The 11,077-nt window shown below is 42.9% G+C and carries 11 protein-coding genes and 1 tRNA gene; 7 read left to right on the forward strand and 5 right to left on the reverse strand.

Annotated elements, in window-relative coordinates; translation table 11 throughout:
* Positions 1-335 precede the first annotated feature (335 nt).
* The 3 genes from PHE24_06465 to PHE24_06475 all read right to left on the reverse strand — a co-directional run bounded on the left by PHE24_06465 (position 336) and on the right by PHE24_06475 (position 2,830).
* Positions 336-932: a superoxide dismutase gene (locus PHE24_06465; protein ID MDD4902747.1), complete on the reverse strand. Its 597-nt coding sequence runs from the start codon at positions 930-932 to the stop codon at positions 336-338.
* Between the two features lie 190 nt (positions 933-1,122).
* The gene (locus tag PHE24_06470) at positions 1,123-1,653 is read right to left on the reverse strand and encodes a ferritin family protein (protein MDD4902748.1); all 531 of its coding nucleotides are present in this window, start codon (positions 1,651-1,653) and stop codon (positions 1,123-1,125) included.
* 103 nt (positions 1,654-1,756) lie between these two features.
* On the reverse strand, positions 1,757-2,830 hold the full coding sequence (locus PHE24_06475; protein ID MDD4902749.1) for an SIS domain-containing protein: 1,074 nt from the start codon (positions 2,828-2,830) through the stop codon (positions 1,757-1,759).
* 161 nt (positions 2,831-2,991) lie between these two features.
* Here PHE24_06475 and lgt point away from each other — a divergent pair, with 161 nt between their 5' ends.
* The 6 genes from lgt (at position 2,992) to PHE24_06505 (ending at position 7,115) form a co-directional block, all read left to right on the forward strand.
* Positions 2,992-3,813: a prolipoprotein diacylglyceryl transferase gene (lgt, locus tag PHE24_06480; GenBank protein ID MDD4902750.1), complete on the forward strand. Its 822-nt coding sequence runs from the start codon at positions 2,992-2,994 to the stop codon at positions 3,811-3,813.
* Between the two features lie 812 nt (positions 3,814-4,625).
* Positions 4,626-4,697: transfer RNA gene (locus PHE24_06485), tRNA-Gly, on the forward strand.
* Between the two features lie 550 nt (positions 4,698-5,247).
* Positions 5,248-5,583: a type II toxin-antitoxin system RelE/ParE family toxin gene (locus PHE24_06490; protein ID MDD4902751.1), complete on the forward strand. Its 336-nt coding sequence runs from the start codon at positions 5,248-5,250 to the stop codon at positions 5,581-5,583.
* A 10-nt stretch (positions 5,584-5,593) separates the two neighbouring features.
* Positions 5,594-6,028, forward strand: coding sequence for a helix-turn-helix transcriptional regulator (locus PHE24_06495; protein MDD4902752.1), 435 nt, complete (start codon positions 5,594-5,596; stop codon positions 6,026-6,028).
* On the forward strand, positions 6,025-6,483 hold the full coding sequence (locus PHE24_06500; GenBank protein ID MDD4902753.1) for a hypothetical protein: 459 nt from the start codon (positions 6,025-6,027) through the stop codon (positions 6,481-6,483). The genes PHE24_06495 and PHE24_06500 overlap by 4 nt, the downstream gene beginning before the upstream one ends.
* A 173-nt stretch (positions 6,484-6,656) precedes the next feature.
* Positions 6,657-7,115 carry a hypothetical protein gene (locus tag PHE24_06505; protein ID MDD4902754.1) on the forward strand — a complete coding sequence of 153 codons (459 nt, stop codon included), beginning with the start codon at positions 6,657-6,659 and terminating at the stop codon, positions 7,113-7,115.
* A gap of 146 nt (positions 7,116-7,261) precedes the next feature.
* Here PHE24_06505 and PHE24_06510 read toward each other — a convergent pair whose 3' ends face one another.
* Positions 7,262-8,068 carry a hypothetical protein gene (locus PHE24_06510; protein MDD4902755.1) on the reverse strand — a complete coding sequence of 269 codons (807 nt, stop codon included), beginning with the start codon at positions 8,066-8,068 and terminating at the stop codon, positions 7,262-7,264.
* A gap of 25 nt (positions 8,069-8,093) precedes the next feature.
* Positions 8,094-8,873: a helix-turn-helix domain-containing protein gene (locus PHE24_06515; GenBank protein ID MDD4902756.1), complete on the reverse strand. Its 780-nt coding sequence runs from the start codon at positions 8,871-8,873 to the stop codon at positions 8,094-8,096.
* 614 nt (positions 8,874-9,487) lie between these two features.
* On the opposite strand from PHE24_06515, the gene PHE24_06520 reads away from it, so the two are divergent.
* Entirely contained in the window at positions 9,488-10,978 is a 1,491-nt protein-coding gene (locus PHE24_06520) for an LCP family protein (GenBank protein MDD4902757.1), read from the forward strand.
* Positions 10,979-11,077: the final 99 nt, after the last annotated feature.

The following is an 11,077-nucleotide window of genomic DNA, read 5'->3' on the forward strand; positions in this document are numbered from 1 at the left end:
CAATCCCCGGGCTGAAGATATTCTTTCCCGCCGGAACGACCCAAGATATGGTTTTTTGCCAAATAGGACATTTCTTCTCGCCTTATCTTCTGAGCCTGGTTCTTGCTCATGATTATCCTCCTTAATTATTGTTTAATGTTCATTACTTTGTCTGATTTAATATTAAACCACGACAATTTTTTTCGGTCAAGCAGACCAGCTATTCACAAAAAATCCGGCTCACCGCCAGATTTTTATATAATATTGTCAGGAATATACCCACCCCACCTCGCCGGGCTCGGCACCCCTCCCCCACGCATCGATTCGCTTTGCGGGGCAAGCAAGAGGGGATTTTTTTATTCTCCCATCGCTTCCTTATACTTCTTATTCAGCACATCCCAATTGAGATTCTTGAAGAAGTCATTGATATAGGCTTTGCGGTCCGAGCCATAATCGATAAAATAAGCATGCTCGTAGCAATCGCAGACTAAAATCGGTTCGGCTCCCCAGACCGCGCCCTGATTGTGGACATCAGCCATATAAATTTTTATCTTCTCCGCTTGGCAATCATAAGAGAGAATGAGCCAACCGCGCGCGGCCAAACAAGATGCTTTGAAATAGCGCTCAAAATTTTCATACGACTCCCATTTTTCTTCGATCGCTTTCTTTAATTCTCCGCCCGGTACGCCATCGCCGCCCAAAGCGTCAAAATAATGTTCATGCAAATAAACCGCGTTGACCGCGAAAGTCTCGGCATCGCGCAGCGAGCGCAGATCGTGGAAAGTCGGGTTGACCGTTTCAATGTCCCCGCCGCCCGTGCCGTAAACATGCAGCTTATCGTGAATCTCATTAGCCTTATTTACATAACCCTTGTAAAGTTTGTTGTAATGAATATCCAAAGTTTTTTGGGAAATCCCCGTCACCTTGGAAAAATCATATTCTTTAGGATTCATAAATTTTCTTATTTTGTCATCCTGCTGCGTCCGCCTCGGGCGGAAGCGCCGCGCGAAGGATCTATTTTTAACCAGCAAATCAAGTTTCTTGCGTCAAAAATTTTATTCCTTTAGCAAACGGGTTTGTGCAAAATAGATCCCTCGTCAGAGACTCGGGATGACAAAAAATATTAGATAAAAATAAAATTGATTACTTCTCAAATTTTTTCTTCATCTCTTCGTCTAAGGTAATATGATCTTTTTCCACGTTCATTATGGCTTCAAAAATTTCGCGGATCCGCGCTTCCGACGCCTCACTCAGCGCCTTGGCATAAAAAGCCACGGCGCGATTTTCTCGCTGGTAGGACTGTTCGATACACTCGGCCGGATCGGCGGGGCATTCCTCTTTTACCTCGGGTATGGCGTCTAATTTCAACAATTTGCGGAAAACCGAAGCATGTTCTCTTTCCACTTTAGCCAAACCTTTGAACATCTTGGCCGCTTCTTTATTGACCAATTTATCAGCGGCGCAGAAATAAAAAGCTGTATTGGATAATTCAAGTTGCAACGCGGCCTCTAAATTTTTCCGGCTTTTTTCGCTTAAGACCACGCCCAGATTGGCATCTTCCCATTCGTGCGCCAATTTTAATTGCTTAGCCGTCACGCCGCAAAAAGGACAGGACGCCGGCATCGCCGTCCCCAAATAAACTTCGCCGCAAATATTACAAACGTATATCTTCATAAAATTATAATTCTTACGCTGCGAATTTAAACCCACCCCGCCTCGCCCGCGCCCGAGGCGGACAAGCGGGCTCGGCACCCCTCCCAAGAGGGGAATAATAATGTTAAGCCAACTTTTTTTTGAACCAATCCACCCATTGGATCGAATTCGGATTAACTTGATTTAACATCGCCAGATAAAAAGTTATCCAGGAGCCCAGTTGCAAAAGTTCCGCCGCCGCCGCCAATTTGGTTTTACTTTTTAATTTCAGCTCGATCGCCTCAATCTTGTTTTTCCGGACGATCTCCCGGGTCAGCTGGCTGCGCTTTTTTATCCGCGGACGATAAAGATCGCTCTCGACGAAAATAAAGATCGAATTTTTCTTATTGCTTGCCGGATGCGCCAAACCCTCCATGGCATAATGATTCAAATCCGGCAGAACCAGATAATCAGCGAAATTCTTGGCGGTTTCGCAAAACTGATTGCGCCAAGCATGCAAATTGCCTTCCAAAAACTCCGCGCCGACCAAAACTATTTCCTTGCCATAAATTTTTTTGGCGACTTGCTTGGCCGGATTTTTCCAATCGGCCGCCGTAAGATCCAAGCGGAAATTATTTTTTTCCAAAGCTAAAATGATTCGCGCTATCTCGAGCGGATTTATTTTTATGACTCCGGCTCGGGAAAGCAAAGCGAGCAAAGCAAAGATCGCGTAGCCCAAGCCCAGCCGCGGCTGGCCGGAAGGATTTTGCGTCGGATTAAAAATTAAGCCGGGCACGCCTTCTTTCTCCATTATTTCCGCCAATCTATTTTTAGAACCGGATTCGGTGATGCCGATGATTTTCGCGCCGCGTTTTTTCGCTTCAACAAAAGTTCCGACCGGTTCTTCGGTGTTTCCCGAATAAGAAGAAATGATATAAAGGGTATTTCGGTCAATGTAGGCCGGCACTTGGTAGCCCGGCTCGATCAAGATCGGCACCTTGGCTTCATCCTTGAAAACCGAAGCGACGATCCGCGCGCCCAAATTCGAGCCGCCCATGCCATTCACCACGACGCGGTTGATTTTTTTATACGCCGGCGGCAATTTTAATTTTTGCGCCTGCTTCATAATATCCGCAATCTGCGCCGGCAAAGAAGCTATCGATGCGGCGACTTTTTCTTCATCGATTTTTTTAGTATCATTGATATTCATATCTTTCATTATATCATAATTAGTTAATTAGTTAATTAGTCCATTAGTTGATAAAAAAATAAGTCCGAAAACTAATTAACCAATTAACTAATTGACTAATTTCAATATTGACTTCCCGCCGATAAAAGGCCAAAATATTATAAGCAGCAATTAATCATAATAATATCGCTATGTTCAACTTTCTTCACACTTTTTCGCCGACTCCGATCCTTGTTGCTTTCGGCCCATTGCGCGTTTACTGGTATGGTTTATTCGTGGTTTTAGGGATCTTGGCCGCGCTGACATTATCACTTAAATTAGCCAAAAAATTCGGCCTGTCACCGAATAAAATCTTTGACCTGTCCTTTTGGATGATCATCGCCGGCATTGTCGGCGCCCGGGTATATCATGTCTTGCTCGAATGGAACTATTATAGTCAGGATTATTGGAGTATTTTAAAAGTTTGGCAGGGCGGATTGGCGATCCACGGCGGTCTGATCGGCGGCTTACTGGTTTTGATCTACTTTTGCTGGAAAGAAAAAGTTAATTTCTGGCTCTTAGCGGCGGTCTTCGCGCCCGGCATTGCTTTGGGCCAGGCCATCGGCCGCTGGGGAAATTATTTCAACCAGGAACTTTTCGGCAAGCCGACCAATCTGCCCTGGGGGATTCCGATCGATTTTATGAGCCGGCCTGATCGATATTTATCGTCCGATTATTTTCATCCCACTTTCCTTTATGAATCCCTCGGCGATCTGGTGATATTTGCTATTTTAATTTTTATCGTGGCAAAATTTCTCCAGAAAAAATGGAGCAATTATAAAATTATTTTTCTGACCTATCTTATTTTATATTCGGCTTTAAGATTTAGCACGGAATTTTTGCGCACCGATACGACCGCTTATTTTTTCGGCTACCGCTGGCCACAAGTTATCAGCCTGATAATTATAGCGGTTTCGATTATCTTTTTATTCCTGCCTTTAAAGAAAAAAGTCTTGCCGTTGCCGCCGCAATAATTCGCGCTGTTTATCCCGCCATCCGGCGGGATTTATATGGTTCCTTTCTCGCCTTCGCTTGCGTATAAAAAGAAAACGGAGGAGAAGCCGATAAAATAGCTTTCCCCTCCGATCAAAATGCGAAACTCCGACAAAAAAGGAGGCGCGGAACTCCAATCGGAAATAAATCACCGTGTTAAAAGGGGCTTGACCCTCATCAAGAACCCGTTACCGGGCTCAGGGCTGCCAAGGTGATTCTTCGCATTTTGAAATAAAGATTTATTAACTTTTAGAATTAATATGGGGAGAGAAGTTGATGTCCTTCTCTCCCCCGCCCTTAAAAGGAAGGAAAAACCCGAAACGTATTAGAGGAAATATGAACGTCTCAGGCACTTTTAGCCTATCGTAAGAAATAAAAATAGTCAATCATCTTGCCTTAAGGATAAATTATTGTTAGATTATATTTTAGAAATTCATCGTTAAGAATTTATTTGAAAAATATCCAAATCAAAAATCGCCTTTGGCGGGCTTGCCTCGCGCGCCGTCGCTAAAGCTATGGCGCGCAAAGCCGAAGTTTGCTTAAATTTTTTGAAACGCTTATGGCGGGCTTTGCCCGCGCGCCGTCGCCAAAGCTATGGCGGCGTGCGACCGTAGTCCGCCCTGGGCGGACGAAGCTCACCTTCGCGACGATCTACTTGCGGGCATGCCCGCCGTAGCTCGCCGCTCCGGCGAGCGAAGGCGGGTATCGTATATCGGTATTACCCCAGTTTTCTCCCCCTTCGCCGCGCGGCGCGGCTTCGGGGGACAAGCAAGCTTATAAAAACAAACAAACCGCGGGTATCGTATAGCGGTTATTATGCCAGTTTTCCAAACTGGTCATAGGGGTTCGACTCCCCTTACCCGCTCTATAAATAAAAGACGGCCATCTAGGCCGTCTTTTATTTATAGTATGGTTAAGTGGGGAGTCGAACTAGGCAGGAGCGAAACAAGGTTGGCGCCGCATTCCGGCGGCGTCAACCGCAGATGAGCGTCCGACGACCTGCCGGGGGCAGGTCGTCGCTGCCTCTGGACAAGCGAGCGGAGCGGAAGCGACGCGAGCGCGAACCCCCCCTTACCCACAATAATATATAAGGGGGTCGAACTGGTTGCGAGCGTGGTGAGAGGCGGAGCGGAAGCGACGACGAACAATCGAGCGACGCCGACCATTCGGGGAATGATCGGCGGGTAGCCATGAACAAAGGAGCAAGACGCCTATCTGTTGGCAGACAAGGAAGCTGAAGTGAACGCGACAAGTCGTTCTGGACAAGCGAGCAAATCAATCAGTTTGCTCTTTTTATATACGAGGTACAAACCCTTTGAATCAGGCGATTTTATTGACTATTGACACAAATTTTAAAAAAGCATATTATGTTAATATAACAATTTTGTTATATTTTATCTAAATAAACACATAAAATGCAGGCGCAATTTTTCAGAAAGGAAGATGGTTCTTCTCCAGTAGAGGATTGTGTCATTAACAACCTTCAGCCAAATGATCAAAGAAGGGCTAGTGAAGCGATGAAAAGAATTGAGCGGCAAAATGATGGGCTACAAAACCTTTTTAAATCGAAATATGCTAGAAAGTTGGAAGAGGACATATACGAAATCAGGTCAAACAAACTGAGAATTTTATTTACTTTAAAAGATGAAATTTGCTGGTTCCTGCATGTCTTTCTTAAAAAAAGTCAAAAAACTCCAGAAAGAGAATTGAATGTGGCCAGGCAACGAAAAAATATTATTTTTAATAAATGAAAGTAATTCTATGTCTAGTGAATTGCGACAATTGAATGAAAAACTTTTAAAGCAAGAATCTTTCAGAAAAGAACTTGAAAAAGAGGACCTGGCTTTTGAAATTGCCGAGAGTATTATTGATGCTCGAATAGACAAGGGCGTAACTCAAGAAGAGTTGGCAAAAATGATAGGCACCAAACAACCTGCGATTGCCAGAATAGAAAATGGGAACGACTTGCCAAGCCTAAATCAGTTACAAAAAATAACGAAAGCCCTTGGTTATAAACTTAAAGTTAAAATTCAAGATCCATTAGCAGCTAAATATAACACTGCCGCAAACTTTTATATCCACCTTTTCCAAGTTCCTGACGTCCAAAAAACTGAAACCAAAACAATAACCAACGATAATGTTATTAATAAAAAAATTGAACGAATTAATAATATTTCAATAATTAAAAAAATATGAAAAATATTTGGTCAGCTATTTTTTCTAAGGCCGTCGTAGACAGCACTACAAATTCTCTCAGCTTATTCGACTGCATCGACGAAATAACAGTCAAATTCGCTAACGCGGAAGATTTGAGCAAACCTTCAAAAAATATACCAATAGTCCTTACAATCATTAGTTTGTGGGTTGATGAAAATGTCGCGAATAAGAGAAAATTCGATTACACTATTGAAATAATTGATCCACAAAACAAAAAAATAGGCGAATTTTCCAGTAGCCCTATTTTCGAAGAAGGCAAAAAAAGATTAAGAACAATTACGCAAACCAATGGAATGCAGTTAACATCCGAGGGGGAATATATAATAGTTGTAAAATATAAAATGGAAAGTGAAAAATTTAATGTTGCTTCTAAAATTCCGGTGGATGTTAAATTTATTTTGAGCGCTCCGATAAAAAAAGTTGAAAGTAAGTAATCTTTTCATTCCTCTGATATAAGTAAGGGATACAAAATACCATTTATTTTTTCACGCAAAAACACCTCAAGAGAGGTGTTTTTGCGTGGAGATCTATTTTTATTTTAAAATTTATCATTGACATCAATTAGAAAAAATTGTAATATCACAACCACAAACCAAAGGAGGTCGAAATGAATAATACAAAGCTCTTTTTAGCAATCATCTTACTGCTCGTTCTATATCCTTTTATTAATTGTTCACGGGAAAATCCCGTCCAAGTCGTGGCCACCGACGGGATTTATCGCCCGCCCTTGATCGCCAATGTCCAATTGGTTTTTGACAATCTGGCGGCCGGGGGCAAAACCATCACCGACAATAACGGCAATGACGCCGCGGTCGGAGTGAGGATCGTCAAAAATGACCAGCCCTCGATCATCTTAATGTCCGACAGCTGGCTGGGCGCGAAAAAAAGCGACATGGTCAAAGGCGTAAATTTCGAACCGGGCTGGACGCTTAAAGCTACGGTCGTGGTTTACAAAGATGTCGGCGCAACCATCGGTTCCCTTATCGACGGCTTAGCCAATTTCCCTGACGGCCTTGATGACGCTTGGATCCAAGCCAAAGACTCGCTGATCTTTACTCTGGAATGAACAAATATCCGTTTCCTTAAAAAGGAAACGGGTATTTTTTTAAAAAATCCCCGGGAACCGAATTGCCGGCCCCGGGGTTAACTTTATGCTTTATTCGACCTCTTAGGTCTCTCGTTTCAACCTCCTGTAAATTTTTCATACTTTCGCTACAGCGACATTATTCTGGCAACCATAATGCCGTTTCTTTTTATGCAATTATCAGAAATTTCCGTTATGGCAAACTTGCGATTATCATAAGTATCAAACAAATGTAATTCCTGACAATCATAACAAAACACGGCGCGATCACCGCCCGGGAAAAAAGAAGAAGATCTTATCCTTATATTATCATCAACTAAAGTTGGCGAGACTTTTGCTAATAACGAACCTCTTACGGCTTTATAAGAACAAAATGTCCAGGCAAGCTCGGCGATATTCGGGACTCTTTCGAACGTAACCGCTATACACAAGCTTTCACATTGCTTTTCCCATGTATTATTGACCGCGAAAACTCTTGGTTGTTTCGAGATTACCAGCCATTCTGCTTCGACTTTTTCCTGCGAAAAATTTTCCACTGATTCTTCTTTATGATGATATCTGTCCCGTTCTCTAAAAAAACTGGGGTAAGTATCAATTATTTCAACAAGGGACATCGGCCTGGGCGGTCCCGCGATTACCATAAAGTCATCAGCGCGCCAAGTACTAACCGCGTATTCGCCATTTTCGATAAAGATATCTTCGTCTCTGTTTCTCCAGAAATGATTTGCAAAACCAGCTAATTGTTCTTTGCTATAAACAAATCCGCAATGCGTAACCCCGGCAATTTCTTCCGGCGTGATCAAATCCTGCCCTAAAATTTCGCGCGCCCAATCATATGCCGATGAAATTTGGCCGCAACCATAAGCTTTACACCGATGATAAGACGGTTCCCGCATGGTCTTTTCATATTCAGAAACGCTCATCTTCCTCTCCATACATCCTCCTATAAAAGTTTATTGATTATTTTTCCAGAAATTTCCAGATCATCTCAAAATATTGCCGCTGCGTTTCGGCAAAGTCCTTGCTTTCCATCACCACGATAATATTTTCTTTTCTAGTGGAGAACATCGCCACTTTATCGCCGAAAATTATTTCCGAAGCGGTAAATTGAAACTCTTTGGGCGCTAACCGAGTTTCGCGGCGATATTTTTCATCATTAGCCACCATGGTTTGCGCCAGGGGCGAATCTTCATTGATTGCCCGGCTGGAAAAACCAAACTTTATTTTGCGTTCCTCAATACCCCGAAGAAAATCCTGCCCCATAAATTTTATTAAGGTTTCTAAGCGGGCAATACCGACCCAGGATTTCTCTTTAGAGGCAAATATTTCATCCCAAACCTGGCAATAACCCTTTTCTCCCTCATATATTCTTACCTGTGGCTTAAAATCACCATTGACATCAAGCGCCTGCAGATCGGGCAAAAGGCGGTCAACGGCTTCTTTAGCCTTTTGCAATTGCTCATGCTTTTCATCCAGCAAAGAATAAAATCTGTTAGCCGGGCTTTCCACCACGATCCGCCGCTTTTTTCCTTTTCGGACTTCGGCCGCATATCCCTTGATTTTTAATTTTTCGACAATATCATAAACTGTTCCTCGTCCCAGTCCGGTTTCTTTGGCGATTGAAGGAATACTCGATTCCTTGCTTTGCAATAACGCCAAATAGACGGCAATTTCTTTTTCGGAAAATTCAAGTTGTAAAAGTCCGTCCCGGATTTCCTCAAGCTGATTTTTACTGATCATAGTAGTTTAACATTAATTATTAATTATGTCAATCATAGCCGTCCTTTATTTTAATATTCTTAAATAAAATGGCTAATTTTATATGCTTTATTATAATAAAAAAATGACGGTATATATCGTCATTATAGCAAAACAGTATTAAATTGTCAATGGGTTTGTAATTTTTTTAAATTAAAAATTGATCTGCTCCCCCGCCTTAACCGGACAAGTTATCCAAAAACAAAAGCCCCGTCTACAGTAGAAACAAGAATTGACAAATACCAATAGGTCTTCTTTCAAGGAATTGCGTCCGAACTTTTCGCGCCCAATTCCTTGAAAGAAAGTTGCCGCTAAACGATAAGAAAGAAAAATCCTTCTTACTGTCTGGCGGACAAATTTGCCCTTAAGATCCCTCACCCGGAAACCACGGTTCCCAGAAATATCGGAATCAATAGAAAAATAATAGTCAAAATCTTGTTAGTTGTCGATGGAGCTTTCTAACTATATTATAGCAAAAAATTGCCATCATTAAAATTCCCGGCCAGGTACTAACTTAAGCCAAAATATCCGGCTTGCCAAAATAAAATTTTATCCCTATAATGAAATTATCGCTTTAAAAAATCAGTAATTAGTTCATGATTGATCGAAACAAAGAAAATATCGAACCGGCGAACGAACCGACGGAGACAAAATCGCCAACAGCTAAAGCCGGCGGGAAAAAATTATTTTATCAAATTTCCTTTTCCGCGGTTGTTTTTTTTACTGTCGCTTTTCTGCTTTTTTCCTACCGCGGGCCAATTTCCGATCAAACCAATCTGATTATCGATAAAATCCCCTTGCTCGGACAACTCCGGCATCTGGTTTCGAGTTCCGACCGCCAATTGAAGGGCGAGGTTTCAGGACGGATCAATATTCTGCTTCTGGGCATTGGCGGAAAAAATCACGACGGCCCTTATCTCTCGGACACGATTATGCTCGCGTCTTTCGATGTTAAAAATAAAAAGATCGCCTTGCTTTCTCTGCCGCGCGACATGTCCATCCCGGTCGAGAATTCCGCCAATTGGACCAAAATCAACAACATTGACGCTTTTGCCGAAGCCAAAACCCCGGGCTCGGGCGGCGTAGCCGTTTCCGAAGCCGTCGCTGATATCTTGAACGTGCCGGTTGATTATTATGTCCGGGTCGATTTTGAAGCTTTTAAAAACATCATTGATAAGATCGGCGGCATCGACGTCAACGTGGAAAATACTTTGGACGATTACAGTTATCCGATTGATGGTCAGGAAAACAATCCTGATTATTACGCCCGTTTTGCGCACTTGCACGTCGACAAAGGTTTACAGCATATGGACGGCAATCTGGCTTTGAAATTCGCCCGTTCCCGCCACGGCGCCGGAAGCGAAGGATCTGATTTTGCCCGCGCTCACCGCCAACAGCTGGTTTTGCAGGCGGTCAAAGACAAACTCTTAAGCACCGATGTTTTGCTCAATCCGGTTCTGATCGGCCAAATCATCACCCAGCTAAACGACCACATCAGCACCAATCTGCAAGTCTGGGAAATTATCAAAGCCTGGACGATGTTCAAAGACGTCAGCCGGGAAAATATCATCACCAAAGTTTTGGATAACAGCGCTGACAGTTTGCTTTATCAGACGATCAACGAGCAAGGCGCCTACGTCTTACTTCCCAAAAACGGCGATTTTTCTGAAATTCAATATCTGACGCAAAATATTTTCACCGAAGCGCCAACACAGAAAAAAGAAGATGTCGCCACCGAGAAGGCGTCTTTGGAAATTTTGAATGGCACCTGGATCAACGGCTTGGCCCAGCGCTCCGCCATTGATATGGATAAATACGGATTCAAAGTGGTGGCGGTCGCCAATTCCAGCCGGAAAAATTTTGATAAATCGATCATCTATGATCTGACCATGGGGCAAAAGATCAACGCCCTTGCCATACTAAAAGAAAAAACCAACGCCACTGTTACTTTTGATCTGCCTGATTGGCTCAAGGCCGATCTGTCCGCCGAGCTGACGAAAAATCCCGGCCAGGAAAAACCCGACTTCGTCTTGGTCTTGGGCCAGGACGCGGACAAAACAAACTCGGGAACGGCGAATACACAGTAAGCAAAAAGTAATAAGTTAAAAGTAAAAAATTGGGGTTAACTATCCCTGTTTTTTATTTAAAAACATTACTAGTATATTAGTTAATTGGTTAATTGGTTG

The organism is Patescibacteria group bacterium (assembly GCA_028707065.1).
GTDB lineage: Bacteria > Patescibacteriota > Patescibacteriia > Patescibacteriales > WJLG01 > JAQTUZ01.

What these genes read in the sequence shown, in the direction of transcription:
- PHE24_06470 (MDD4902748.1), bottom strand. Translation starts at nt 1,653, where the DNA reads ATGAAGATATACGTTTGTAATATTTGCGGCGAAGTTTATTTGGGGACG.
- PHE24_06520 (MDD4902757.1), top strand. Translation starts at nt 9,488, where the DNA reads ATGATTGATCGAAACAAAGAAAATATCGAACCGGCGAACGAACCGACG.
- PHE24_06500 (MDD4902753.1), top strand. Translation starts at nt 6,025, where the DNA reads ATGAAAAATATTTGGTCAGCTATTTTTTCTAAGGCCGTCGTAGACAGC.
- PHE24_06515 (MDD4902756.1), bottom strand. Translation starts at nt 8,873, where the DNA reads ATGATCAGTAAAAATCAGCTTGAGGAAATCCGGGACGGACTTTTACAA.
- PHE24_06510 (MDD4902755.1), bottom strand. Translation starts at nt 8,068, where the DNA reads ATGGAGAGGAAGATGAGCGTTTCTGAATATGAAAAGACCATGCGGGAA.
- lgt (MDD4902750.1), top strand. Translation starts at nt 2,992, where the DNA reads ATGTTCAACTTTCTTCACACTTTTTCGCCGACTCCGATCCTTGTTGCT.
- PHE24_06475 (MDD4902749.1), bottom strand. Translation starts at nt 2,830, where the DNA reads ATGAAAGATATGAATATCAATGATACTAAAAAAATCGATGAAGAAAAA.
- PHE24_06465 (MDD4902747.1), bottom strand. Translation starts at nt 932, where the DNA reads ATGAATCCTAAAGAATATGATTTTTCCAAGGTGACGGGGATTTCCCAA.
- PHE24_06505 (MDD4902754.1), top strand. Translation starts at nt 6,657, where the DNA reads ATGAATAATACAAAGCTCTTTTTAGCAATCATCTTACTGCTCGTTCTA.
- PHE24_06490 (MDD4902751.1), top strand. Translation starts at nt 5,248, where the DNA reads ATGCAGGCGCAATTTTTCAGAAAGGAAGATGGTTCTTCTCCAGTAGAG.
- PHE24_06495 (MDD4902752.1), top strand. Translation starts at nt 5,594, where the DNA reads ATGTCTAGTGAATTGCGACAATTGAATGAAAAACTTTTAAAGCAAGAA.